25 protein-coding genes and 1 riboswitch are annotated in these 24,773 nt (G+C 51.9%); all 25 genes read right to left on the bottom strand.

Annotated features, from left to right (window positions below):
• Positions 1–33: 33 nt before the first annotated feature.
• Positions 34–1,047, bottom strand: coding sequence for a DUF4340 domain-containing protein (locus tag JSQ80_RS17570; protein WP_206096161.1), 1,014 nt, complete (start codon positions 1,045–1,047; stop codon positions 34–36).
• The gene (locus JSQ80_RS17565) at positions 1,047–2,429 is read right to left on the bottom strand and encodes a GldG family protein (RefSeq protein ID WP_206096160.1); all 1,383 of its coding nucleotides are present in this window, start codon (positions 2,427–2,429) and stop codon (positions 1,047–1,049) included. The genes JSQ80_RS17570 and JSQ80_RS17565 overlap by 1 nt, the downstream gene beginning before the upstream one ends.
• Before the next feature lie 5 nt (positions 2,430–2,434).
• Positions 2,435–3,151: an ABC transporter permease subunit gene (locus JSQ80_RS17560; protein ID WP_206096159.1), complete on the bottom strand. Its 717-nt coding sequence runs from the start codon at positions 3,149–3,151 to the stop codon at positions 2,435–2,437.
• Positions 3,144–4,265, bottom strand: a complete 1,122-nt coding sequence (locus tag JSQ80_RS17555) for an ABC transporter ATP-binding protein (protein WP_206096158.1) — start codon at positions 4,263–4,265, stop codon at positions 3,144–3,146. The genes JSQ80_RS17560 and JSQ80_RS17555 overlap by 8 nt, the downstream gene beginning before the upstream one ends.
• 177 nt (positions 4,266–4,442) lie before the next feature.
• Positions 4,443–5,366 (bottom strand): NAD-dependent epimerase/dehydratase family protein, encoded by a 924-nt coding sequence (locus JSQ80_RS17550; protein WP_206096157.1) that lies wholly within the window; start codon positions 5,364–5,366, stop codon positions 4,443–4,445.
• Between the two features lie 59 nt (positions 5,367–5,425).
• Positions 5,426–5,839, bottom strand: coding sequence for a hypothetical protein (locus JSQ80_RS17545; RefSeq protein WP_087436041.1), 414 nt, complete (start codon positions 5,837–5,839; stop codon positions 5,426–5,428).
• 124 nt (positions 5,840–5,963) lie between these two features.
• Positions 5,964–6,692 (bottom strand): glycosyltransferase, encoded by a 729-nt coding sequence (locus JSQ80_RS17540; RefSeq protein ID WP_087436040.1) that lies wholly within the window; start codon positions 6,690–6,692, stop codon positions 5,964–5,966.
• Positions 6,689–7,603 (bottom strand): NAD-dependent epimerase/dehydratase family protein, encoded by a 915-nt coding sequence (locus JSQ80_RS17535; RefSeq protein WP_206096156.1) that lies wholly within the window; start codon positions 7,601–7,603, stop codon positions 6,689–6,691. Before JSQ80_RS17535 ends, JSQ80_RS17540 begins: the two co-directional genes overlap by 4 nt.
• Positions 7,600–8,430: a dTDP-4-dehydrorhamnose reductase family protein gene (locus JSQ80_RS17530; protein WP_206096155.1), complete on the bottom strand. Its 831-nt coding sequence runs from the start codon at positions 8,428–8,430 to the stop codon at positions 7,600–7,602. Before JSQ80_RS17530 ends, JSQ80_RS17535 begins: the two co-directional genes overlap by 4 nt.
• Complete coding sequence (locus JSQ80_RS17525; protein ID WP_206096154.1) at positions 8,427–9,413, bottom strand: polysaccharide biosynthesis protein; 987 nt, start codon at positions 9,411–9,413, stop codon at positions 8,427–8,429. Before JSQ80_RS17525 ends, JSQ80_RS17530 begins: the two co-directional genes overlap by 4 nt.
• Entirely contained in the window at positions 9,406–10,494 is a 1,089-nt protein-coding gene (gene wecB, locus JSQ80_RS17520) for a non-hydrolyzing UDP-N-acetylglucosamine 2-epimerase (RefSeq protein WP_087436036.1), read from the bottom strand. Before wecB ends, JSQ80_RS17525 begins: the two co-directional genes overlap by 8 nt.
• Positions 10,495–10,556: 62 nt before the next feature.
• On the bottom strand, positions 10,557–12,125 hold the full coding sequence (locus JSQ80_RS17515; RefSeq protein WP_206096153.1) for a glycosyltransferase family 4 protein: 1,569 nt from the start codon (positions 12,123–12,125) through the stop codon (positions 10,557–10,559).
• 305 nt (positions 12,126–12,430) lie between these two features.
• The gene (locus tag JSQ80_RS17510) at positions 12,431–12,871 is read right to left on the bottom strand and encodes an HAD family hydrolase (RefSeq protein WP_206096152.1); all 441 of its coding nucleotides are present in this window, start codon (positions 12,869–12,871) and stop codon (positions 12,431–12,433) included.
• A gap of 70 nt (positions 12,872–12,941) precedes the next feature.
• Positions 12,942–13,140, bottom strand: a riboswitch (cyclic di-AMP (ydaO/yuaA leader).
• Positions 13,141–13,487: 347 nt separating this feature from the next.
• On the bottom strand, positions 13,488–14,627 hold the full coding sequence (locus JSQ80_RS17505) for a CgeB family protein (protein WP_206096151.1): 1,140 nt from the start codon (positions 14,625–14,627) through the stop codon (positions 13,488–13,490).
• A 35-nt stretch (positions 14,628–14,662) separates the two neighbouring features.
• Positions 14,663–15,754 (bottom strand): CgeB family protein, encoded by a 1,092-nt coding sequence (locus tag JSQ80_RS17500; protein WP_087436130.1) that lies wholly within the window; start codon positions 15,752–15,754, stop codon positions 14,663–14,665.
• A 395-nt stretch (positions 15,755–16,149) separates the two neighbouring features.
• Positions 16,150–16,611 carry a hypothetical protein gene (locus tag JSQ80_RS17495; protein WP_206096150.1) on the bottom strand — a complete coding sequence of 154 codons (462 nt, stop codon included), beginning with the start codon at positions 16,609–16,611 and terminating at the stop codon, positions 16,150–16,152.
• Positions 16,611–16,955: an alpha-helical endospore appendage domain-containing protein gene (locus JSQ80_RS17490; RefSeq protein WP_206096149.1), complete on the bottom strand. Its 345-nt coding sequence runs from the start codon at positions 16,953–16,955 to the stop codon at positions 16,611–16,613. Before JSQ80_RS17490 ends, JSQ80_RS17495 begins: the two co-directional genes overlap by 1 nt.
• A 27-nt stretch (positions 16,956–16,982) precedes the next feature.
• Entirely contained in the window at positions 16,983–17,270 is a 288-nt protein-coding gene (locus tag JSQ80_RS17485; RefSeq protein WP_087436031.1) for a nucleoside-diphosphate sugar epimerase, read from the bottom strand.
• A 185-nt stretch (positions 17,271–17,455) separates the two neighbouring features.
• Positions 17,456–18,826, bottom strand: a complete 1,371-nt coding sequence (locus tag JSQ80_RS17480) for a glycosyltransferase family 2 protein (RefSeq protein WP_206096148.1) — start codon at positions 18,824–18,826, stop codon at positions 17,456–17,458.
• Between the two features lie 48 nt (positions 18,827–18,874).
• Positions 18,875–19,945 carry a GT-D fold domain-containing glycosyltransferase gene (locus JSQ80_RS17475; protein WP_240463705.1) on the bottom strand — a complete coding sequence of 357 codons (1,071 nt, stop codon included), beginning with the start codon at positions 19,943–19,945 and terminating at the stop codon, positions 18,875–18,877.
• A 60-nt stretch (positions 19,946–20,005) separates the two neighbouring features.
• The gene (gene rfbB, locus JSQ80_RS17470) at positions 20,006–20,998 is read right to left on the bottom strand and encodes a dTDP-glucose 4,6-dehydratase (RefSeq protein ID WP_206096146.1); all 993 of its coding nucleotides are present in this window, start codon (positions 20,996–20,998) and stop codon (positions 20,006–20,008) included.
• Positions 20,995–21,726, bottom strand: coding sequence for a sugar phosphate nucleotidyltransferase (locus JSQ80_RS17465; RefSeq protein ID WP_087436027.1), 732 nt, complete (start codon positions 21,724–21,726; stop codon positions 20,995–20,997). The genes rfbB and JSQ80_RS17465 overlap by 4 nt, the downstream gene beginning before the upstream one ends.
• A gap of 13 nt (positions 21,727–21,739) precedes the next feature.
• A complete protein-coding gene (locus JSQ80_RS17460) occupies positions 21,740–22,495 on the bottom strand; it encodes a glycosyltransferase family 2 protein (RefSeq protein WP_087436026.1) in 756 nt (251 codons plus the stop codon).
• Positions 22,492–23,751, bottom strand: coding sequence for a glycosyltransferase family 2 protein (locus tag JSQ80_RS17455; RefSeq protein WP_206096145.1), 1,260 nt, complete (start codon positions 23,749–23,751; stop codon positions 22,492–22,494). Before JSQ80_RS17455 ends, JSQ80_RS17460 begins: the two co-directional genes overlap by 4 nt.
• 4 nt (positions 23,752–23,755) lie before the next feature.
• Positions 23,756–24,562: a glycosyltransferase family 2 protein gene (locus tag JSQ80_RS17450; RefSeq protein WP_240463704.1), complete on the bottom strand. Its 807-nt coding sequence runs from the start codon at positions 24,560–24,562 to the stop codon at positions 23,756–23,758.
• Positions 24,563–24,773: the final 211 nt, after the last annotated feature.

Here is a 24,773-nt window from a genome sequence, read left to right as displayed (position 1 = left end):
TTTAATTCCAGGTTTTCCTCCGGGCCTTCTATCTTATTTTTCATTTGCTTGTTTATCTTCGTTATCGCCCATCTTCTCGTTCCAGAGGTTCTGAACATCCAGAAGCTCCTGCTTATGAATGGCATATGCCCACTGGCCATCTGGCGGAACAATCCACAGTTCTTCGCCCTGCACATATCCTTTATACTGTCGCGTCTCTGCTTTTCCTTTCTCTTCTTGTGCCGTCACATCCTGATCCGGCTTCAGCGACAGTTCCAACGTCCAATCCGGTTCATGATTGGCTATAAGAGACAAGGATGCAGTCCGTTTTGGCTCTTGCTCCGTCATCCAATACCTTATCTTGTTCATCAGCGTTGTAGCGTCGTTTTCAGATATAGACTTATCGTTAAGCCGCCAATCCTTTGTTTCACTTTTTTCCTTATTGGCATCCGTTGGCGTCTCCGCTTTGTCCACATGGTGCAAACGATAGGACTGCCCCGACCAGTTCCACTCGAACCGTTTCACCAGTTCGAGCGGAAACGTCAGCGGTTCCTTTAGGGCGAAGTCGAAGGCCGTACGCCTCAGGCTCGACAGCTCGGATTGCGCTACTTGATATACCGTCCGCTCCTCATCTGCCATCGCATAGACGAAGCCGGAGATGGGAGACTCGGCACCTACAGCGATACGGTGCATATTGCCGTCACTCAGGGCTACCGTAAATGATTCGGTGGGCTTAGCCAAGCCATATTTGTCCAAATCAGCTGCCTGTTCCTCTACTGTCGACTCCACGCTCACGTTCGATATCGTCGACAGCCAATCGTCTACTGGATAGGTATTCAACGGATAGGATGCCGGCTTCTCCATCACCCAGTTCCCTTCCTTTTTCACCAGTTCCACATGCTCCTCCTGCGTCTGAACCGTCAAGGCGGTTATTTGCTTCGGATCCACCCGCAAAAGCGATTCTTTCGCCTGCTCTTGGTTCGTGCGGAAGAAATTGTTGGCTGATGCATACCATAATCCGGCTGCCAATATAACCAGCAGAACAACTGTTGGCAATGCCTTTTTCATTATGCATGTCTCCTTCTCCACCATAGTCCGGCCCCGATGAGGAGCAATAGGAGCGGGAAGCCGATCACGGTCGTCCATAATACGGTTTGCGCTTGCCCTGGAGTGAGATATGCAATCTGGTAGGCTGCGTGCTCCCGCGGTCTGATTGTGACTTGATCGTCGTTGCCTTGCAGCCAGTTCACGCTGTTCAATGCAAAATCGCGGTTTCCTTGCGTATAAATGTTTCTGTCTTCCAAATAACTGGAACCTCCGATGACGACAGCCTTAGGGTTGCCGTCTGGCGTCGTCACCGCCAGGCCGAGTGTCAGCGGACCATTGATGTCTTCTTCCCCATGTTCGCTTCCTTCCTTAATAAGCCTTGCCAGATCCGTTTCTCCATAAGCTTCGGCCGACGTGCGAAGAATTGGCTCGGCTTCCAGCTCGCCACTTTCTTTCGCCTCGAGCGGCAGGCCCAGAGTGAGCATCGTAAGCAAATTGTATTGCGACAGCTTGGCCGTCAAATCATGCGTGCCGTACTCAGGTATAATGGTGAATGGATCGTAAAGAATGCTCTCCTTCGGTTCTACCGCTACCGCATGCTTGTTCTCCACTCCGAGCTGCTGCAGCAGTCCATCGAGATTTTTCCATGACTGCTTCATCTCGGGATTGAACCCCAACGCGATGTAGAGCTTCCCGTCCCCCTCGGCATATTTTTTTAACAGCTGCGCTTCCTTGTCGGACAGGTCCTTGCTGCCTCCAAGCAGCATGACGAGGTCCGCATCCTTCGGAATCTCGCCTTCGCGGTACAGGTTTAATTCTTGTAATTCAATATTGTCTTCTCCCAGACTGGATGCCAGCGCCGTCAATTGAGCAAGCGGCAGTTCTTCATGACCGGACAATACGTAAGCCTTTGACTTCTTATCAGAAGACAAGCTGCGCAGCGCCTGCGTCATTTTCTCCTCGCCGCTGAACTTGTAAGCTCCGTTACCGTCACCGGCGGTGAACATTTCATATAATCCGACCGTCTTTCGTTTCGTTCCCTGCTCGAACACAATCGAGCTTCCCGCCAAGTCGTATTGCTGCGCCAATGACGGCTCTTTCAACAGGTCATATTGCTGAAACGTAATGTGACTGTTGCGCTTCGCGAATTCCTGCCCCATATCCGCAACCTGCCGCGTCAGCAGCGGATCGTCGTTCGTAGTTAAGAACAGCTTCATCTCGACTTTATTTTGAATCGACGACAATGTACCGGTCGTCTGGTCCGACAATGTATATGATTTGTCTTGGGTCAAATCCCATTGGAATCCCGTTAGCGACTGTAAAAAATACGTCAACAACACAAAGATGCCGATGACGGCGGCCGACAGCAGAGCCGCGTTCGTTCCTCGCAGCCATTTCTTCATATTCGTTACCTCCACCGTTTTCTTTCAAGCACTTGGATGCTCAACACGACGAATACGACCGTCAATGTAATGAAAAAGAGTACGTCCGCCCCGTTTAGCACCCCTTTCATGAACGAGTCCAACCGCGTGTTCATCGCAAACGGCATCAGCCATTCGCCGAGCGTGCCGGAGGACGAGGCGGCCCAGTCCAGCATCGTCCAGAATGTGAGCAGCATGACAAAGGATGCGATCGCCGTCACCATCTGATGCTGCGACAAGGCGGATGCGAACAGCCCTACCGCCGCCATCGCGGACGTCAGCAGCAGCAGGCCGATAACGGAAGTCATCATCATCTTCAGATCCAATGTGCCGTAAAATGACATCACGATGGGATAAATAAGAGTAAACCCGACCAGCACCACCATCAACACAAGGGCAGCGGCATATTTGCCCAGCACGATTTCGGAGATGCGCGCCGGAGAAGTCAGCAGCAGCTCATCCGTCCCTTGCCGGAATTCATCCGCAAAGAGCCGCATAGTCAGTAATGGAATGACGAATACGTACATAAATGTCGCATTTCCCGACACTAGCCTAAAATCGATGATGCTAGGCTGAAACATCACAAAATTCATGTAAAATAATATGCTGGAAATAAGCACATACACCGCGAAAGCGACATATGATGTCGGCGATGTAAAATAAGCATGCATTTCTTTGCGAAAAATCGCATTGAATCTACGCATCACCCGAATCCTCCTCCGTCGTTAAGCGAGTGAACACATCCTCAAGACTCGTCATTTCCCGCTTCATTTCAAGCAGAGGGAGCCCCGCGGCCGCCAATGCATAAAATATGGATTCACGCACATCGGACTGATCCCGCGACACGACGCGCAGCTTTACCGTCTCCTCCGCTTCCGGCAAAGGCACGCCCGGCTGCTCGCAGCGCTGCCCATCATCCTCACCGCATCTCTGCGCTGCAGCTTCCATCTCCTGCCCAGCCCCGACTTGGAGCGTATCGGATTGCTCTTCTGCAGCTTCGGCCGGAGCCTCATTATGTTCTTCCATCTGGAGGTACGATTTTAATTCGGAGCCGACAATTTGAATTTCGGCTACGAGCGGCAAGGCAGAGACCGCTTGCATAACGGATTCTGCCGGGCCTTTCACTTCCAAGTGCACGCTGCACTCTTGTCCCATAGCCGCGCCTAATCTGTCGGGACGCTCGTCCAGCACAATTCGTCCTTGATGAATAATAAGCACACGGTTGCATAGCATATTCACTTCGGGGAGAATATGGGTGCTGAGCAGCACGGTATGCTGCTCCCCAAGCTCGCGGATCAACTGCCGAATCTCAATAATTTGATTCGGATCAAGTCCTGATGTAGGCTCATCAAGCACAAGCAGATCGGGCTTGTGAATAATGGCCTGGGCCAATCCAAGCCTTTGCTTGTATCCTTTTGACAGACTGCGAATCAATTGCCGCTCTCTGCCATGCAATCCAAGCTTGTCCAACATTTCATCAATGCGCTTCTTCTGCTCCCGTGCCGGAACGTTCCGCAAATCGGCCACAAAACGCAAATACGCCATCACGGTCATTTCCGGATATAGCGGTGGCGTCTCAGGCAAATAGCCAATTTTGCCGCGGGCTTTGGCACCGTGTTCCGACATCGATAGTCCGTCAATCGCAATGCTCCCGCTTGTCGGGTTCAGATACCCCGTAATCATGCGCATGGTAGTCGTCTTCCCCGCGCCGTTCGGACCCAGGAAGCCGACGATTTCCCCGCGCTCCATCGTGAAGTTAACGTGCTGCACGCCACGGCGTTCATCGAACATCTTACTGACGTCCTTCACTTCTAACATAATGACCCTCCCTGTCCTAACTTTCCGTGGACGGCGCCCGCACACAGCATGCGGCGCGCCCCTCACAAAATGCTCCAACAAGCATCATATCCAATGAACTCTAATGCCACATTAAATGAAACTGAAATCATACTTAAAAATTTATGTCTGATTTGTGAACAATCGGAGCCGTCACACTCAGCTCCCATTATCCTGACACGCGCGGTAAGTACGCTCCAACCCATCAAGCAGAGAAAATTTCGGAGTCCACCCCATGTCTTGTCGCAGACGCTCGTAGCTAAGGCAGCTGTGACGTATGTCCCCTAGCCTTGGAGGATGCTTTTCCAGCTGTACAGGCTTTCCGCAAATGTGCCGCAAATGGTGAACCAGCTCATTAATGGTAGTCGGCTTCCCGGTCCCGACTTGCCATAAGCCGTCCTTTCGGCATTCGGCTGCACATAGACACGCTTCTACAACATCCCCTACAAAAATAAAGTCTCTCGTCTGCTCGCCGTCCCCATGAATAAAGAGAGGAGCGTTGGCATGCAGACGGTTTACGAATAAGGCGATCACGCCGCCTTCACCTTTTGGCGTTTGTCTCGGTCCGTATACATTCGCAAAACGCAGTATCGTCCCTTTCAGTCCATGTAAACGGGTAAACAGTTCGAGATAGCGTTCTGCCGTAAGCTTGGATAATCCATAACAGGAGAGCGGTGCCGGAAAATGCATCTGCTCCTCATACGTATCGGCGGTAAGGTTCCCGTATACGGCCGAAGTAGAGGCGAACACCATATGCTGCACCTGTGCTCTCAAGCATGCGGCAAGCGTAACCAAGGTGCCCTGAATGTTGGTCCGCATATCTTCTGCCGGTTGCGCAATGGAACGCTTGACATCGGCCTGCGCGGCTAGATGGAACACGATTTCCGGCTGGAGAAGCTCTATCTTCCGCCCTGCTGCTTCCTCTGCGATATCCACTTCATGAAGCACCGCCTGCGGTGCAATGTGCGCTTTTCTTCCCGTACTAAGGTTGTCAAGGACATGTACCTCGTGTCCCTGACTGACGAGGGCATCCACGAGATGAGACCCAATGAAGCCCGCTCCGCCCGTTACGATGATACGCATATTGTTCGCCCCATTTCCATCCAATCTCCCGTTCCGTTTACTTGCCATAGGAACGGACGCTATTTCAACACATCAACCTCCGTGAACGTCTCCATTCCTATCGTACGAACGATAGATTGCTTGTTGTCTTTCATTTGCACTGACAGCTGCAACGGATGATGACCCGTAATGGTCGTAAACACTTGAAAACCATAAGGTCCAGTCGAAAGCCGCAGGTCCGATATTTTAACCACATCGCCTGAATTTCCTTGCTGCTTTATTCTGTGAATATGCTCCGAAATGATGGTGCCGTTGCATATAAGTCGTATCAACACATTCGCCGATTGTGAATGCTGGTTTTCTATTTGAATATCGGCATATTTCACTAATGGCTCGTCATTAATGATCGGATTATCCAATACATCGGAATAGTAGACTCCCAATTCACACTGCCCCTTTCTCTGATCGCTGCCCGCGAGCATCGGTAACAACATATGCGGAATGCTCCATTGCGGTAAGGGTAAGTGCCTAGCGGGAGACGCCCAAAGCATCCCGCACTTCAAAGAGGGTGCACCCAAATGATTCAACGGCCGAATACTTGGGTGCCCCGGCCGCGCCTTACACGGACATCCACTGCAAAAACTTGGCAAGACGCGGTTGATAGCGGCTGTTCGTCTCTGCAGCCTCCTCGGATATGGCGGCTCCATGCTTCATCGTTCCCATGCCCCCATGCCAGCGGTATGCCGTCAACGGCTCATCGACGAAGTGAAAGTCAATTCCATTCAATATGGCCCGGTACCAAAGATCCAAATCATGCGTAAAGGGGAGAGCCTCGTTAAAGGTACCGATAAATTGAAACAGCTCGCGTTTCATCATGACCGTACATCCGTTCACCGGATTGAACTGGAAGAAGCTCTCATAAAATTGTTCCGTAGATTGGAACGTTACGGCGGCACGATGCTGCGTCACTTGACTGTATGCATTGATGTAGTCGAAATTCGTGTGGCAGATGAGGGCGTTATGCGTTATCATATACTCCAGCTGTCTGGCTAGTTTATCAGGATAAAACATGTCGTCGGAGCTAAGCCAAGCAATATATTCTCCCGAGGCGTACTTAATGCCATGATTAAGCGCGGATGCCGTTCCTCCGTTCGCTTTGCCTAAGTAATGGACGCGATCCATGTAAGGCCGAATGCGATCGGCATATCGAGTGGAGCCGTCATCGACGACTATGATTTCGAAATGGGGGTACGTTTGTTGAAGCGCGCTGTTAAGAGCTTGACCCACGAATGGATCGTTATAAAAAGGGATGACAATCGTCACAAATGGGAACGTATAATCCTTCAATGGAGTTCCCCCTCCTTCCGATAATAGTGAAGAATATCTGCCACGGACTGTTCAAATGCGCGCAGCGGTTTCCAGCCCCGTTCCTCCAGAAAGGAAATGTCATTGGGTTTGACCTTGGGGCATGGCCGCGCGGCATCGCCGTATTGAAATTCTACCGGTACGTGCGCACAACTAGCGAACGTGTCCACCACACTCCCCAAGCTGAGTAACCGTCCGCTTTCAACCGGATAAATGTGTCCTTGCATGCCATGCTTGAGAATGATTTCATACGCTGCTACCGCATCCCGCACATCAAGGAAATCCCGTTGCTCATATCGATTCGATATGTTGAAGCGCGGCGGCCCCTCCCCATTTTCCGTCTGCACAATATAGCGTCCCAGCAAGCCGCATATGCCTGTAGAGGAACCGGGGCCGATCAGATTGGTCGGCTCTGCCAGCAGAACGTTCTGATTAAACAGATGAGCCCATCCAAGGGCGGCCAATTCTTGCAGCGTCTTGCTTAGCGAGTAGGGATGATGGGGAGAAAAGACAGGGGCCACAGATGCTTTAAGCTTCGATGTGACGATTAGAATGCGGCAGCTCGGAGTAAGGCGAAGCGCATTCAACAAATGCAGCGTGGACATCACATTTACATCCTGCGTGAGCAACGGATCCGTCCAAGAATCCCGTACGGAATTCATCCCGGCCAGATGAAGCGCATAGTCGGGCCGAACCTGCGCCACCACCTCGGCCACCCGCTCACGATCCCGCAAGTCGCATATGGCCGCCTCCGCGCCCATTGCCGACAAATCGGCGTTCGCACGCCGCGTGAGTGCAACGACACGCATCCCGGAATCCAGAAAATGACGACACGCATGGCGACCCGTAAATCCGGAAGCTCCAGTAACAAGCAGCGTGCAGAGCCCGTTCATCGCCAATGCATCCTTTCCGCTAATTCCGCGATCATATCGGGATATGAAGGGAGCGTATAATCCGCATCGGTTCGAGTGTTGGCCAACGTGCGGTTCAGGACCGGCTCATCCGTAGACGCAATGTCCACATTGACTTTCGAGAATACATTCTTGAACAACGTCAGCAGTTCATGTTTATGAATCGGTTGCGGGTGCCCCAGATGGATTAAGCCGCTTATTCCGCGCTGGAGGTAATGGTGAATCGCTCGCGCCAATTCCCATGTCGTGACTCCGTTCCACCACACTTGGCGGTAGCCCTGGATCGTTCCTTCTTGACGCAGGAACCAATGCAGCAGTCCAATGCCTTGCGGCCGGATTTCAGGCCCGATAATCGAGGTGCGGACCGTAAGGTGCGGTTCTTCTGCGGTTAACTCCCCCAACTTCTTGGTGACCGCGTATATAGAGGTTCCATCCGGTTTGTCGTCTTCCCGATACTGCCCCTTATGCCCGGAAAATACACAGTCGGTGCTAATATGAACGACACGCGCCCCTAGCCTGTCGGCAATCTGCCGCAGCCGGTGCGGCAGCAGTCCATTCACTTGATAAGCTTCGATCGGTCTCTGTGCTGCCGCTTCATTCAGCACGCCGACGGCATTGATGATGACATGAGGACGCACCGCAGTTATAATCCGTTCCACTTGCTCCGTATCGGTCACATCCAACAGTAAAGCATGTTCATCTGTAATATCGCGGCATGTATAGAACAAGGCGACGTTCTTTTGTTCCCGGAAATAACGGACCAGAATATGGCCCGCCATTCCGTTGCCCCCGATGACGAGAATTTTCATTGCAAGAAGCCTCCCCGCTTCAACAGCGCTTGGATAGCGTCTTTATTCATCAGATCGTGCTCTGAGCTGAAGCTCGAGAAGCCGACCAGAGAGTAGTGGCTATACTGCTCCTTTAACCCCGGTATATCAAGAGTCGGCAAAATAACTAAATAGGTGTCGTCATACACGATAGTCGTCAAGCTTTCATATTCGCTCATCAATATTTCATGGATTTTCTCACCGGGACGGATGCCTGTCTCGACAATGCGCACATTATCTTGACCCGACTTGTCAATCAGCACTTCCGCCAAGTCGATAATGCGGCAGGTCGGCATCATCATGACGAAAATTTCACCGCCAAAGCTCTCTTTTGTCGCTTTAAACAAAAGCGTAACCGCATCTTGCAAAGTAAGAAAAAAACGTGTCATTTTCTTATCGGTAATCCCGATCTGGCACTTTGTCTTGATTTGATTCATGAACAGGTGGATGACGCTGCCGTTTGTGCCAAGCACATTGCCGCCGCGCACGCAGACGAATTTTGTAGGGGAACGCAACAGATTGGCGTACACAATCAACTTTTCTCCGATCGCTTTGGTCATGCCATAAAAATTTGACGGGTTGGCCGCTTTATCCGTGGAGATGTAAACGACCTTTTTCACTTTATTTTCAATGGCTGCTTCAATAACGTTCTGTGTTCCAATGATGTTTGTCTTTAACGCCTCATACGGCTGCTCTTCACATACAGGTACGTGCTTGAGTGCGGCTAGATGAAAGATGTAGTCCACTTCCTGGCACGCGTGCATGATCGCATCCTTGTCCCGTATGTCGCCAACGCAGAAGCTTAACCGATCATCCTCAAACTCCCGGCTCATCGCCACCTGACTTGATTCATTGCGAGAATATATCGTCACTTCTCTCGGATTTTGCGGCAACAGTTGACGAACCAGCTCATGTCCCCATGATCCGGTGCCGCCGGTCACGAGAATGCGCTTGTCATTAAACATGGATGTTCCCTCCAAGCAAAAATTTAACTACTTTATCCGATACATCCTTCGTTACGTATCCGTCCGGACAGCTCCAGCCGGTTGACAAAGCCATCATAATGGACACCGCTTCAACGATGTTGCCGGCTCGTAATCCGGATATGACGTTGCTTCCGCAATCAACAGTTTCGGGACGCTCGGTCGAATTGCGTATCGTTACGGTCGGCACTTGAAAGATGCAGCACTCCTCCTGTACGGTGCCGCTATCTGTAATGGCGCAGCGCGCATGCTGCTCCAGTCTGACAAAGTCAAAAAAACCGAACGGCTCATAACACTCGACAAGCGGATGCAGCTTGATATGATGGTGGGTCAATTTTGAGCGGGTCCGTGGATGAATGCTGAAGATTAAGCGGAGATGATGCGTCTTCGCAATGGTGTTCAAGCTGTGAACGATTTGGCTTAAATGATCGGGATTATCCACGTTCTCTGCGCGATGGGCGGTCACGATGAAATATTGCTGCGGCTGTAGTTGGAGCTGTTCGAGGATGGGACTAGCATTAATTTGCGCTTGATAATGAAGAAGAACTTCGTAAATCGGGTTCCCCGTCACCACGATCCGCTGGCTGGGAATGCCTTCGCGAATTAGATTCCGCTTGCTCTGATCGGTATACGGCATGTTAATAGAAGAAATCGCGTCAATGACGCGACGGTTCTTCTCTTCCGGCACTGCCAGATCAAAGCAGCGGTTGCCCGCTTCCATATGCACGACGGGAATACCCATGCGCTCGGCCATAATGGCCGATAAGGCGCTGTTCGTGTCCCCGAGCAGCAGCACTTTGTCTGGCCGCTCTTTCTCCAAAATGATTTCAACCTGCTCAAACATGGAGGCAAGCTGTCCGCCGAAACTTTGCTGCTTATGGTTTATCACATAATCAGGCTGCCTTAATTGCATCTCTTCAAAAAAGATGTCGCTCAATGTATGGGTAAAGTTCTGTCCCGTATGCACGATGACGTGACGCCCGGCCAGTCGGTCCAGCTTCTTCATCATCACACTGAGACGAATGATCTCGGGGCGTGTTCCAAGAATCGTCATGACACGCATCGCACTTCTCCCCTCGTTTCAAAAAATAATTGGTCTGCTTCGCGAAGGCAAGCTGGAAAGGTTCAAGAGCGTTTGCGGCGCTGCACGCGCTGGCGACCTTGCCGCGCTCTCCTGTTCCCGCCTCTGCGAACGGCCCGGATGCGCCGCTTTGGCGAGATGCGCAATCGCCGCAGCACACGCCGACTTCTTCTCACTGAACGGGCTCGGTGCTTGCGCTTTCTACGGCGGGGCTTTTCTTTCCGCGCCCCCGCTGCCAGAGCGGGCAGCGCTGCCTCGGGAACTTCGACTGCTGCTCCTTTTGGCAATGCGGCGAGCACCGCATCTGGCACTCGGCGGACTTGTGCCGGATCCGCATACTTGAACCGATAAGCGGCGGGAATAGGTCGATACAGACCATAATCCAACACGTACACGATAGGCTGTGAGCCTTGAATGAGACGATACATAGCAGGATGATGAATGACATGGTGGACAAGGATTTGGATTAATCTCTCCCGGTACGTTCCCGCTCCGAACTCTCGCTCGGCCGCTTCGCGATTGCGTCTGCCGAGCGCTTCGGCTTTATCGGGATGCAACGCCAAGTCTAACACCCTGTGCGTTAATTGATTCACGTTGCCCGGTTCGGCCATTGATTCCTCATTTCCGGTAATCCGCATAATTTCCGCCAATCCACCCGAACCGTATGCGACCACCGGTTTGCCGAACACAAGACCCTCCATCGCAGTCAACCCGAAGCCTTCCGGGCTGAGACTTGGTATGACGACGATGTCCATTGCAGGGTAAATGGACTGAACGGAAGACACGAAATGAATAAAATGAAATCGATTAGCGGGCGCCGATTTTATCATATCTTTGCATGCTTCAAAATACGCTTCATCCGCCGGGGCGCCTACCACCACGAAACGCACATCCTTGACACGTTCGCTTATTTGAAGGGCCATGAGCAGAAAGTGTTCCAAACCTTTGTTGACATATATGGCTGAGGATATATAACCGATGAGGCAGTGAGCGGGAGATAGATTAAGCTCATACCGCTTCCTTAACCTGAACTCGTGCCATCGTTCCGGTTCCAACGAGTCCATATGCCAAGAAGGAGGCAGCACGTATATGGGAACATGCGATTCGGAAACATAACGGCGAAATGGCGCAAGGGTAGTCTCTGAGACTCCGATGATTCCATCGCTGAACATTCGAATGAGCGAGACGGCATTGGAGGTGAATGCATTATCCGCAATCGTTTCATTAATCTGCCACAGCACCGGTATGCCTAATGACTTGGCGGCAAGCGCCGGCAGCGCATGCACCGAGGTGTTGGTCAATACAATATCCGGCCGCAATTCGGCCAGAAGCCGGACGATCGCATCCCACTCCGAATGCTGCCGTACATGCTCAAGCTCGGCGCACAAATTCGCCGATGGCGACACCGTCGAATAGAACAACCGGCATGGCTGGACGATAAACGGAATCTGATAGGCTGATGCTTGTGCAGATAGCTGTCCCTCTTCAGGTACAACAAGCACGCAATCGTAATATGCCTGCAATTCACGCGTTAGAAAGAGAAGCAGTTTTTCAGCGCCGGTAATGTAAGTCTTGTTGCATAAATGGGAGAATAAGAGCATTTTTGGTTTCATCAGGTTATGCCCGTTCTGCCGTGTTACGGGGAACAGGTATCATTCCACCTCCTTTGCCAAGGTACTACAATATATTAGTCCACGACGGGTATCGGCACGACATTTGAACCTGATACAAGCGTACAATTTACGAGAAATATCCACTTGTCCGTCTCCAGATCATATTTGCTCTGGCAGTCGCCTTGTAATTCCCGTACATATCAGACTCTATTAACCGCTATTAACTGATAGAAGACATAAAAACTCGCCCTTGCAAGGACGAGTCTGTCATACGATTCCATAAACAACACGATTGCTCAGCCTCGTTACGCGGTAGGCGACTGCGCGCGAGATCCCGTTAGGACAAATTGCGATAACAAAAAAGAGACCTGATCCGATTGCGTATAAATGACGTAATCCGCGCCTAGAAGCCGGTAAATGGAACGCGGATGATGGCGCTTCGTTACAAGCGTAATCGGCTCGCACGACCATTGCCGGCATACTTGAAGCAGGCGGCACGACAAAGCAAAGCTTTGTTCGAACAAAAAGAGGCTCCCTATCGGCACTTCAGGCACATTCCATTCTTTAGGATCGGTTGTGTTGACTCGGCATACATGCGCGACACCCAGCTTCTCCATTTGCTTAGCAAGCCGACCGTTATTGGCGATGGCCGCTACGGGAAGACCTGCTCCTCGCAACTGGCGAATGAAATCGACGCCCATGGCATTCGGTGCGAACACGGTGATCATTCGATCCGTGTCATACATATTCAATTCCCTCCTGTCGTGTCCGATGCCCTGCTTGAAGAAAGAGGTGCGTCGACAGACAACAGTCGGGCGCGCCTCTCCCCGTACGCTTACGAGGTTAGCTGACGGATTCGGAGGCGAAGAGTCCCCCTACCGGACCAGACGGAATGTCTGTTTCCGGATTCACCCCTTGCGAACGGCCTCACCGGCACCACCTGCCAGTCAGCTCTGTCCGCTTCATATGGTTCCCCCGTTCCCGCCATTCAGGCGGGATTCAGCGAATAAGACGCAACGGATTCTCTTTGATACTGCTGAACTGAATCTTACGCCTTTCCCTCGCGTGGTGTAAACGGAAATGAAAGCTTATTACAAGCAACCCAGCGCAAATGCGGATATAAAACCGCTCTTTCTCTTCATCAATGGAATCATTTTCTCGTTAACGCTCACGGAAGCTTGTCCTCTCATGATAGGAAGAGATAAATAAAGCTTTCTCATGAAAAAGAAGTTTGTAAGCGATTTAATTGCTGTTCCGCTCCGAAAAGATCCTTTGGCTGCCCGCCAAGATAAGTTGATTCAATGGATGCGACACAAGGGAGGGACGATTAAAGCCCGGGCGGCTTGCCGACCGGGCGCTTCATCATCCGAAGATGATGCCTAACATCTGATTAAGACGATTCGCATAAGTATGATCGCGTAATGTCCTGGCCAGAGCACGAAGTGCAATCTCGCGGCGTTCCTGCTCATGTTTCAAATAGTAATCGATTTTATCTATCAGTTCTTCTGGGGAGCTATACGTTTCGATTTCCTCTCCCGGCGTATAGAACCGGGCTAAATCATCGCGTACGTCGGTTAATTGCAACGTGCCGCAGCTGCATATTTCAAAGGTGCGCGGATTCGGGGAAGCTGCAGCGATGTTGGCGGAGTTCTGATTGACCGATTCGTCATCATGTGCGCGGTGCATGTTGATAACGATTTTCGTGCCATTATACGACGCAGCGGTCTCATGCGGATCCATCCAACGGCCGAGCTGAATTTGATGCGCGTATTTTCTGAATTCGGACAGGCGGTCCCACCAGAGACCGGAAATGACGATGTTGCGCTTCATCAGCTGGGGCAGAATCGGTTCAATCGTCCTTACCCGATTCCAATATGCCGAGCCGATAAAGGAAAGATCTTGCCGGATCGGAGATCGTGTCTTGATGGGACGGAATTGACCCGGAAAGGCGGCGAACGGCAAATAATGCGCATTAGCGCCAATCCCCTGATAGAACGGAACGCTGTTCGCTTCAAGTGTGAACACATAATCGTAATGCGTGACGATATCGGCCATCGCACTCGTATAGTACGGATCGTCCGTAATCCAAAGTGCCGTGCGTATGCCATGAGCGCGGATTTCATCCACTTGCTCGACCGGGAATTCCATTCCGTCCAAGGCGACAACAACGTCAGGGCGAAGCTGTACTGCCGTTGCGGCGACCGGATCGTGCGGTCCTGCCAAGGACACCTGGCCCACCATCCCCTGGAACGTCGAGATGATCCCTTCATCCAACGGCGAGTAAGGGTATCCTTTTCCCGTCGAAACATATAAGATATGCAAGGGGCGAAACGTCACCTGCGCTTGTGTCGTATTTACAATATAATCCGCTCGTCCTCGTAAATACCCTTCTTGGTAGCCCCCTTCAAAACCGGCTTTGCGTCCTTGGCGGCGAGAACGCTCCAACGGATGAACCAATCCTGCACGGAGCCGTCTGCTTCGCCGAATACGAAATGTTCGCATGAAATCTCTCCTTTTCGTCATCAGTCGTGTATGGGTTAACAAATCGCTTCCAGCAACCGTTGTATGCGATGCTCGAACGTGTGCTTTAGCAATGTCGCATATAATCCTTGCACTGCGATTCGCCGCCGTATCGTTTCATGCTGCAAATAATAATCGATCTTGCTCATGAGCTCCTCGGGACTGGTGAAGGTCTCGATATCCACGCCTGGCGTATACATTTCTGCAAGCTCACTGCGAACATCAGTCATTTGCAGTGTACCGCATGCTGATATTTCGTAGGTTCTTGGATTGATGGATTCCCCGCCCAACTGGTAACTGTTGCGGTTGTCTGATCCTTGCTCAACAGGCCGATGCACATTAATTACGATTTTGGCGCCGTTATAGTACATTGCCGTCTCTTCAATCGGTACCCAGCCTTGACGGATATGCGGATGGAGAACCGCATACCGGCTCAATCGCTCCCAATGTCCGCCTGCAATGATTACCTTCTTGTCAGCGAGAAAGGACGCCATGCGGTCAAACAGATTCACGCGATTCCAAAATGCGTTGCCTATAAAGCAGATATCATGCGAATAAGCAGGTGCGGCACGCAAGGGGCGAAAGGTGGAGCTCCCCGCTCCAAGCGGAAGATGAAATACACGATTGCATCCTAATTGCGTATAAAACGGAACGCAGCTGCGTTCATGGGTAAAGATGAAGTCGTAGTAAGGAGCGGCAGCTGCCGTATCCTCTGAAAAGTAGGGGTCATCCACAAACCAAACCGCCGTCTTCATCCCCATCTGGCGAAGCCGGCCAATATGCTCAAGATGTTCCGGGGGATATACATGCAAGCCGTTCATCACAAGCACGAGATCAGGCTTCATCCTCTCTGCTGCTTCCGCCATCTGAGCGGGCTCCACCTGTGCGCATTCTCGAGTAAGCTTCGTCAACGCCTCACATACGCCCCGGTCTATTGCGTCAAATCCTTGCGGTACGTAAAGGACGCGTAAATCGAACGGAGACAGCTGCGGCTTAGGTGTACGCTGAACCGTTGCTTCGCACAACCCCATTCGATACCCTTCTGAAAATCCGCTCTGAAAGGCATGCGTCTTGATTCTCGTCCTTGTGGTGTTCCGATCTTTTCTCATGCTTAGTTCACCCTGCTCCTGGCGCAAGCGGCACAGAACGCCATGAAATTTGTTTCTAACACGCTTCATCATATGCCGCCCCAGCAAGTGCATCATGGACGCTTATCCTTACGATTCAAAAAAGGCGGTTACCCAAACCCCATTTCACGATCAACAAAAAAGCAGACCAACCACCGCGTAAAGAACGCAGGCGTCAGACTGCCCAATATTGCGTGTATAAACAACCTCCTATTACTTATGCTTGACCGGAATATGCCATCTGATGCCCATCTTCAAACCCCTTGGCAAATCCAGCATTGAACCCATCATTATACGCCTCGTTAAATCCTTGGTTATACGCTCCGTTGGAGGCTTCGGATTTAGGCAATCCCCTCCTGCGGCGCGCCGTAAGCTTCTTATGTCGCCGCTGAGATCGCAGCGTCCGGCGAAGACGCGACCGGCGCGAGAGACGGCGGCCTTTTCCGCCCCGCCGCAATGCTCTTCTTGCCCGCAGTGCTGTCTTCCGACGTCTGACCGCGCTCCGGGTCCGTCGTACTCGTTTGACCTTTCTCAATCGATTCATCCTCCTGTGCTCCTCGGGTTATGGTGCGCTGCAGCTTGCAAGCCGGATGCAGCCATGGCGATGTAGGAGTTCCTAAGGTTAGCTGGCGCGAACGCCAACCCGTAATCATTCCGCACAAGGCAAGCTGATAATCGGATAATAGGCGGATATTGTCTTTCAATCGCTTTACAGATGCTTCGGAATGGTCCGCAACATCCGCAATTTGCTCCAACATGCGAGCTAAAGCCGTTTGGCTGCGCACGATAGCTTGAATCATATCAATTCTTGCCCGTTGCTCCTGTTCCCTCTGCATCATTACAGCTTATCTCCCAAATCAAATTCTCCGCTGAAAGATCCGTCCGCAATACCGTCTCCGAATCCACCCGAGCCACCGCGATCCAGCACCGCCTTCATATTGTTTGAGAGACCGATCTGTAATTTCGTCAACCCGTCGATGACCTCTACGATTTGCTCGTGAACTTCCAAGGGATCACTCAGTTGATCTTTATGAGAGACAAAGGCGTTATCCGTCAAATGATTCAACAGCCAATTGCGCGTTTTTTCGGCTTCCAGCGCTTTCGCTTCAAGTATCATGGACACGTTCCACTGCATTTTAGCCATAGCGTCAAGTATTAAATGGTAGGACCGCTCTCTGCTCACCTGACACCATCCTCCTTACATTGTGCTTTATTCCTCAGCATCATCGTTCAATTCTTTCATAATGTGCTGCAATTGTTCTGCCATCGCTTCTTCCAGCTCCGCTATGCCGTTCAAATAAGCAACAATGCTTTTGGTCACTGCAGCCGATTGCTCCCTAAGACCGCTAATGCCCTCGAATTCAGGATGGACATCCGGCAGTGCATGAATGATTTGAGCCATGCGGACCGCGACTTGGCGCTTAGCGTCCAATACTCGAGCCATATGCTGCTGTGAATTCGACATGTGCACGATGATTTCGCTAACGATATGCTGCATGGTCAGACCTCCCAAATCCTATACACGAATGGCCGGTCGTGTGCGGACGTATTCAGCCATTACCTTCTACAACATATGCTTCGCCTAAGGAGACGTAAACGGGCGAATCGCCCAAAACGCGTTCCGGATGAATAAAAAAGAAGAGCATGCGTGCGGCGGTCGGCGCTTTTCGCATACTCCAGCGATTACAAATGGTACGCTTGGATGACGGGAGCGGCCATAATGGGCAGCCCTTCTTTTAAAGATTGCCGTTCCTTCTCCGTTCGCACGGTCATTTTCCCATTAAGCTGCCAACGATCAACCGCATGCTCGCTCATCAGCTCCCGATACGAATCCCCTTGACGTTGGTACCATCTCCCCGTTTCTGTCGTGAACACGCCACCATCCGGTATCGTTCCGTCCGCAGCCGATCGCTCGTTCCATTTGTGAATGACCGTGGCCGCATTCATGGCCGGACCCGTAGCCCATCCCCTTAAATCGAGCTGGGATACTCTGACGACGGGAATATTCAGCTTGCCCTGAATTGGATATTTCGTTCCATGCTCAATCCAATACACCGTTTCCGTCAAGCCTGTGACTGCAACGTGCGTCGGATAATAGGCGTGATTCCGCTCGGCTGGAGCGCCGTTGTTCCGTTCGCGAACCCGATGAATCCAATCGTACGGATTGCCCCACTTCTTGCTGAAGAAGGCCGCATTCCGGTTATTTACCTCTTGGAACTTATCTCCTAACGCCTTCATGCTGGCGCTGCCGAAATGATGAATGAATGTATCGCGGGCAATGACCAGCTTGCGCCTGTTCAATCGAACGCGGACGATATAATCTTCATCTTCGAAGTTGCCGATTTCGAAGCCCTCGTCGAAAAACCCCGTTGCCTCGAACAATTCGCGCCGGAACAAGAGACAGAAGCCAACAAGGCGATCGATTCCCTGCCATTTCCCAGCATTGGGAACATTATGCTTCGCGCCGAAAGTGTACATATCTTCTATCTTTTCATATGGGACCGGGATTTGCTGTTCTCCGCTTATATAGTTCGTAACCGGACCGACCATTCCAATACTTGTATCGCTATCCAAGCAGTTCAGCAGATTGGATAACCAATTCGGGGTCACGAGAATATCGTTGTTCAGCAGACAGATCGTGCGGCCCTTCGCCATCATCAGCCCGGTATTGATTGCCCCGGAAAATCCGCGGTTGATTTCATGGATGTGAAACCGGATCTGACCGGTATGACGATACAAATATTGCGGAGTGGAATCCGTCGAAGCATTGTCTACTACGATAATTTCATACGGGACTTTCGTATGCTTTTGAATGCTCGCTATGCACTGCTCTAACAGTTCAGCCTTGTTATAGGTCGGAATGATGATGCTCGTGCCCTCGAAGGGAACGCCGTACTGCTCTTGACCGGCACGCAGGCCTTCTGCATATCCGACTGAATATCCCTGCTCATGCCGCTCGTGTTTGCTCTGTTGTTCAGACATTTGTTCCGGATACGATTCAGAACGCCGCCGGCGCAGTTGCATCCTCCGTACAGACCGCCGTTTACGGGCCATAAGGCCTCACCTCCTTAGCTGTGTGTGCTATCCCCGTTCCAACTGGGATTACAATGAAGCCTGGCCGCGGGCAATTTTGTTGGCCAGATGTCCGAAATCGAGTGTCACTTTACCGAATTGCTCGGCAATGCGCTGCGATAAGATAACCGCAGGAATGCCGGCAGCAACGAGTGCCAAATCATAGTCATGCCGCGACACCTCCCGCAAGATGCGAGGAACATCTCGGACGCCCATGACCGGATTAACGACTCCGGCAACAGTAATACCGCGCTGGCGCAGCACCTCCGCCAGTTCCAGTCCTGTATTCCCGACAATGAGCACCCTTCGTCCTTGCATCAGTTGAAGCAGACGCCCATCCTGCGCCAACAAATAGTTCACTGTGGAGTAAGTAAGACGCATTTGACGGGCTTGCAAGCCGTATGCTCGCAAGGTCGGATACAGCAGTCCCTGGAAATTCGGCGTGCGGGAGGTCGGCACACCTACGAAGGTGGCTTTTCGTACGGATTCAGCCAATTGCTCACGGTACTCATGGTCAGGGACATCTATCCCGGCATACCCTAAGAAAGGCCCTTCTTTCCGAACCAATTCAGACGACAGCACTTTATCGTGCGCCAGAGCGAGCAATTCACCGTCTCCCAGCCGGACGACCGATAATGGTTCTCGCTGTTCGAGCGCTTGCTGCATTTCGATAAATATGGTTAACGGGGCGATGAGCGGCTGCAGCAAATGCCTGACTTGTTCGAATCCAAGCGCAATGACGTGTTCTACCGGAATGTCCGGAAGTATCATATCTTCGGGAATAAGACGGGTCAGAAAACCTTCGCCGCCTTCAAATTTGCCTTTGCGAAATCCGTCTTCATAGGTGGTCCGCTTCACCGCTTCCACATCAATCGATGGCGCAGGAGGTTCAGCAGGAGCTTCAATAAGCGGAAGCGGCTGCTTTTTCCGCATCCACTTCTTGCCCCGTTTGCTTAACCGTTTCTTTCGCCGCGTGCTCAGACGATCCGGCATTGTTCCGCGCTTGGAGCGTAATGCAGCCGCTGATTTAGTGCGACGCTTCGCAGGCAGAGTACTCGGAGCCGGCCCCGCTTGCGCCTTCCGCGTCGTGGTCGTTAACATGCGTTCACCGTCCTTTTCAACCTCACGGCCCATTGATGCCGTTCAGGCAAAGATGCCGGTTCAGCGTCCCTCGAGGTAAGCGCCGGAACGGACGCGTTCCCACCAGCTCCGATTCGTTACATACCACCTAATCGTTTCCTTCATTCCTTGCTCCAACTCTTTGCTCGGACGCCAGCCAAGTTCTCGTTCCGTCTTCTCCGGGTCAATGGCGTACCGTTTATCATGGCCTAACCGGTCCGCCACAAACGTAATCAAGGACTCGGGCTTCCCCAACTCCTGCAGCACCATGCGCGCCACCTCAAGGTTCGTGCGTTCATGATGTCCGCCGATATTGTATACTTCACCCGCTTTCCCCCGCCTTAATGCCGCGTCTATCGCGGCACAATGATCCATTACATACAGCCAATCCCGCACATGCGTACCGTCTCCGTATATCGGAATCGGTTCGTCATGAAGCGCGCGCAAGATAATGGTGGGTATCAATTTCTCGGGAAACTGTCTTGGTCCGTAGTTGTTCGAGCAGCGAGTAATTATGACCGGCAATCCATAGGTTTGCGCGTAAGATCGCGCCATTAGGTCGGAGCCTGCCTTGCTTGCCGAATAGGGGCTGTTCGGCATAAGCGGCGATTGTTCCGTAAAGTAGCCGGTATCACCCAATGTCCCGTATACTTCATCTGTCGATACATGGATGAATTTCGGTATCTTATGCCGTTTCGCCGCTTCCAGAAGATGGAATGTTCCCAGCACATTGGCACGAATGAATGCTTCCGGTTGGGCAATGCTGCGATCGACATGAGATTCTGCAGCAAAATGAACGACTGCATCGAACCTCTCCCCGGCAAATATACGCTCTACATGCTCTGCGTCCGTAATATCTGCCCGAACAAAGCGATGCGCGCCCGAATGGGCGATGTCTGACACATTGTCGGGATTGCCAGCGTAGGTGAGCGCATCGATGTTCGTAACGTGCAGATCATCATAGCGGGACAGCATGTGCAGGATGAAGTTGCTGCCGATAAACCCCATCCCGCCTGTGACAAGCAGCTTTTTCACAGTTGCACCCCCCGAAGCTGAATGGCCGCCTCATGCAGCGATTCGAATGTCCCGGCGTCAATCCACCAACTTTGCATAATGTCATATTGAAGCCTTCCGGCTTGAGCATAGCAATTGTTCACGTCCGTAATTTCTAGTTCTCCGCGCGCAGACGGAACAATCGAATGAATATGGTTGAATACGTCGGTGTCATACATATATATCCCGGTAACGCAATACGAGGATTGCGGATGCTTCGGCTTTTCTTCGATTCGCTTGATGCGTTCCTTGTCTGCAGCATCAAATACAGGAACACCGTATCGGCACGGATCATGGACGTGCTTCAACAGCACGCGGGCTTCCCCTGCAGGCTGCTCATGGAATGCCTTTACATAAGGGCTCAAATCATCTTGAAACAGATTGTCTCCGAGCAGCACGACGAATTTCTCTCCGGGAGCAAGATAGGGTTCTGCCAAAGACAAAGCTTGCGCTATGCCTCCCGCTTCCTCCTGAATGGCGTAAGTGATTCGGACGCCATGTGAGCTCCCGCTCCCGAAGTAATCGGTATATAATGCAGCGGAAGATTTGCCAATAACCATAAATATGTCAGCGATGCCCGCCGTCCGAAGCCGCTCAATGCCGTAGCTTACCATGGGATGCTTCCCTACCGGCAGCAAATGCTTGTTCATAAGCTTAGTCAATGGATATAGACGGGTGCCAGTGCCTCCCGCCAGAATGATTCCCTTCAATCCTTCTCCCTCCTCACATAAATAAATGCGGATCCAGGCTCCACTTTTCTACAAAAATGTTATAATTGCGTTCGATAAGCTCTTTCAACGCTTGCTCCCCATGCTCGAGAAAGCTCACGCTGCCGTAATGATGCACGAAAACATCGCCGCATAACGTCAACTCGTAGCCTTGCAGACGAGCGCGATAGCAATAATCGTCATCCTCGTAATGGCCGGGGCTGAAGCGTTCATCCAACAATCCTACGCTGTTCAGCACCTGGCGCTTGAACAGAAAGCAGAGGCCGACAATTCGCTGCACGCGCTGTCGTTTGAGCGGATCAGGCGCGTTCACGGAGCGGGTTAATTGATGGAATTGCTGTATATCATCATATGGGTAATTGACCTGTTGTTTTCCGCTTGCATAATTTGTAGTCGGACCGACGATCCCTATCGTATCCGTTTCGTACAATGCATCCAACAGATTATCCAACCATCGATAAGACACGACGACGTCATTATTCAACAATAACAACTGCTCTCCGGAAGCAACCTGAAGCCCCCTGTTGCACGCGGCAGGGAAACCGCGATTGTCCGGCAGTGAGACGAATGTCATCCCCTGTTGCAGGCAGAAGTCGATTGTTCCGTCAGTGGAACCATTGTCGACGATAATGATTTCATAAGGAACGGCAGTATGTTCTTGAATCGCTTCAATGCACTCGCGCAGGAGCGCCAGACGGTTATGCGTAGGAATGATGATACTCGTCATCTGAGAGCGATACGGTGCCGTCATATGCTATTCCTCCTTAGCGCAATGCGTTCGCGTTGCTGGTCGCTGCGCAACATGGACGCCCCTTCGTCCATTAAAACCCGAAGCGCCTCCAGATGATCCCCCAATATGAGCTCTGCCACCGGATTGTCTGATCCTATATTCGTAGCGCGAACGCGGTTCTTGTTAATGACATCCACCGCATGGACCGACCGCACATGAAGACCGCGAGCTATGGCGAGCGCTTGCGCCTTTGGAGGCACGCTCAGCGCTTGAATGCCGATTATATCAAGAGCCTTGCGGCTTAAAGCATGTGGAATGGCTGTCATGGAATTGGCATACAGGTCGTCTCTTCCCAGGCAACGGTTCAACCACTGCTTGCAATGCGTAATTCCGTCCTGCTTATCGAAGTTGTGCAGGAACGGGCCGATATCATTCAATGCCACGTCCACCCCGTTATGAACCGACCATACAAAAGCACCCATCTCTTCCGCTGGTATCGAAAAATCTCCATCGACAAACAGCACGATATCAGCCCGCGATAGTTTTGCGCCGATCGAACGTCCGACATCATGACCGAGTGCTTCCGGATAATGAACGACCGTCGCCTCGTCGGAAGACTGCCGGACCGCATGCAAGGTGTTGTCTGTTGAGCCGTTAACAATCACAATCGTTTCATCTAGCGGCAAGCGGGATAGTTCCTTCATGACGGTCGCGATGCTGTTCTCTTCATTGCATGCGGTGAGCACTGCACCCATCGTCCTCGTTGTCGGGAGAAGAACGGCATCATTCGCCTGCGGGAAGAAGGGAACGGCAAAGCCTTTGCGATATGCTGCCGCTAATTCCTTTATCTGAAAATACGCTAAGGCATTAGGTAAATTCCGCTCGGCAAAATGAGTGAAATGCGTCTGCATGCGGCGAATGATCTCGGCTCGCCGCGCGCAAGACGGCGTCCCGCAAGCGCCAGCATATTCCCTTCCATCGGTTTGCCCTGCCTCAGCTGCGGCACGAAGCCATTCCGCCGGAATCACTACCCGGTGATCCGCTGCCGTCTGACCGGAGGATTGGTGGGGATATGGCCGCGTATCCCGATAGGCTCGAGCGAACCTCCGTCTAGTATTCGAGAGCCTCCTTCCGCCGCTTCGTTTCATTTTTATATGGCCGCGCCAGGAACGTGTGCTGTTGAATCTTCTGGCGGTCTTGATCATTCGTTTAGCCGGAGAACGCTTGTGACTGAATCCATGCACGCGACCTGCCGCTTTCCGCTTCATTTGCTTCATCGCGTCATTTCACCCGCTCTCGTTGTCTTGTTAAATCGGAATGTCCTCCGCGAGCTCCCGTCTGTTCGATAATCCAGCGTACGGCTAGCATATGGTCATATTGGATCATATGCTCAAGCGGATCCGAACCTTGAATTCGAATCGGGTTCAGCTTGCCTACGTCGACAGCGTGCACGGCTTTGACGTTAAGCCCTCGCTGAATGGACATGGCATGCGCGAGCGGCGGAACGGATAACGCTTCCGACCCGATAGTATCCAGGGCGCGGCGGCTAATGGCATGAGGGACCGCAGTAAGCGATGTCCCCTTCAGATCAGGCCTTGATAGCAACGCATTCAGAGCATGCTTGGCCAAGACGACCCGATGCACCTCGCGCTTGTTGGTAGGACCCGAATAGTTGTTCAAGGCGACGTCAATCCCGTTTGCCACCGCTTCAATAAAAGGCTGCAGTTGCGAAGCACGAATAATCATGTCCCCATCAATAAACAGTAATATGTCCCCTCCAGCCGCTTGAGCTCCGACAGTACGGCCCACATCATGACCAAGCGGTGCTGGGAAGCGGAGCAAGCGAACGCCGAAGGCTTCGGCAATTCGATCCGATCCGTCCGTCGTTCCGTTGCACACGACGATGACCTCGGTCTGCGGGTGCACCCTTGCTGCCTCTTGAATGACGCGGGAGATCGTGCGTCGTTCGTTCATGACAGGAATAATGACTGAGACGACAGGATGAGGATGAGTACCTATGAACCGCATGCGAGCGCGCCGTTTACGCCCTCGCGTTAACCGCGGTCGAAGCCGTTTCGCCTGACGCAATTCATTTCACCTCCTGTTTACGGTTCCGCCTCTGTATACATCACATTGTATGAATGAACATGAATGTTGCAACGGCATCTGTACATATGCCGTCCTACATTTGCGGAAATTCACTGCGAGTGGGCAGGCGCTTTACCGCAATCCAACTTTTTCAAAAAAAGAGAAGCCGTCAACGAATGCCGACGGCTTCTTCTCTTATTGAACTGATTTA

This window comes from Paenibacillus apiarius, assembly GCF_017052585.1.
Lineage (GTDB): Bacteria > Bacillota > Bacilli > Paenibacillales > Paenibacillaceae > Paenibacillus_B > Paenibacillus_B apiarius.
Note: the sequence above shows the minus strand (reverse complement) of the source record. Positions and strands in the feature narration are given on the sequence as shown.

What these genes read in the sequence shown, in the direction of transcription:
- JSQ80_RS17495 (WP_206096150.1), bottom strand. Translation starts at nt 16,611, where the DNA reads ATGATGCAGAGGGAACAGGAGCAACGGGCAAGAATTGATATGATTCAA.
- JSQ80_RS17510 (WP_206096152.1), bottom strand. Translation starts at nt 12,871, where the DNA reads ATGTATGACACGGATCGAATGATCACCGTGTTCGCACCGAATGCCATG.
- JSQ80_RS17545 (WP_087436041.1), bottom strand. Translation starts at nt 5,839, where the DNA reads ATGTTGTTACCGATGCTCGCGGGCAGCGATCAGAGAAAGGGGCAGTGT.
- JSQ80_RS17505 (WP_206096151.1), bottom strand. Translation starts at nt 14,627, where the DNA reads ATGCGAACATTTCGTATTCGGCGAAGCAGACGGCTCCGTGCAGGATTG.
- JSQ80_RS17565 (WP_206096160.1), bottom strand. Translation starts at nt 2,429, where the DNA reads ATGAAGAAATGGCTGCGAGGAACGAACGCGGCTCTGCTGTCGGCCGCC.
- wecB (WP_087436036.1), bottom strand. Translation starts at nt 10,494, where the DNA reads ATGCGTGTCATGACGATTCTTGGAACACGCCCCGAGATCATTCGTCTC.
- JSQ80_RS17560 (WP_206096159.1), bottom strand. Translation starts at nt 3,151, where the DNA reads ATGCGTAGATTCAATGCGATTTTTCGCAAAGAAATGCATGCTTATTTT.
- JSQ80_RS17555 (WP_206096158.1), bottom strand. Translation starts at nt 4,265, where the DNA reads ATGTTAGAAGTGAAGGACGTCAGTAAGATGTTCGATGAACGCCGTGGC.
- JSQ80_RS17475 (WP_240463705.1), bottom strand. Translation starts at nt 19,945, where the DNA reads ATGTTAACGACCACGACGCGGAAGGCGCAAGCGGGGCCGGCTCCGAGT.
- JSQ80_RS17530 (WP_206096155.1), bottom strand. Translation starts at nt 8,430, where the DNA reads ATGAAAATTCTCGTCATCGGGGGCAACGGAATGGCGGGCCATATTCTG.
- JSQ80_RS17525 (WP_206096154.1), bottom strand. Translation starts at nt 9,413, where the DNA reads ATGTTTAATGACAAGCGCATTCTCGTGACCGGCGGCACCGGATCATGG.
- JSQ80_RS17550 (WP_206096157.1), bottom strand. Translation starts at nt 5,366, where the DNA reads ATGCGTATCATCGTAACGGGCGGAGCGGGCTTCATTGGGTCTCATCTC.
- JSQ80_RS17455 (WP_206096145.1), bottom strand. Translation starts at nt 23,751, where the DNA reads ATGAAGCAAATGAAGCGGAAAGCGGCAGGTCGCGTGCATGGATTCAGT.
- JSQ80_RS17480 (WP_206096148.1), bottom strand. Translation starts at nt 18,826, where the DNA reads ATGGCCCGTAAACGGCGGTCTGTACGGAGGATGCAACTGCGCCGGCGG.
- JSQ80_RS17570 (WP_206096161.1), bottom strand. Translation starts at nt 1,047, where the DNA reads ATGAAAAAGGCATTGCCAACAGTTGTTCTGCTGGTTATATTGGCAGCC.
- JSQ80_RS17485 (WP_087436031.1), bottom strand. Translation starts at nt 17,270, where the DNA reads ATGCAGCATATCGTTAGCGAAATCATCGTGCACATGTCGAATTCACAG.
- JSQ80_RS17535 (WP_206096156.1), bottom strand. Translation starts at nt 7,603, where the DNA reads ATGAACGGGCTCTGCACGCTGCTTGTTACTGGAGCTTCCGGATTTACG.
- JSQ80_RS17460 (WP_087436026.1), bottom strand. Translation starts at nt 22,495, where the DNA reads ATGACGGCACCGTATCGCTCTCAGATGACGAGTATCATCATTCCTACG.
- JSQ80_RS17500 (WP_087436130.1), bottom strand. Translation starts at nt 15,754, where the DNA reads ATGAGAAAAGATCGGAACACCACAAGGACGAGAATCAAGACGCATGCC.
- JSQ80_RS17515 (WP_206096153.1), bottom strand. Translation starts at nt 12,125, where the DNA reads ATGAAACCAAAAATGCTCTTATTCTCCCATTTATGCAACAAGACTTAC.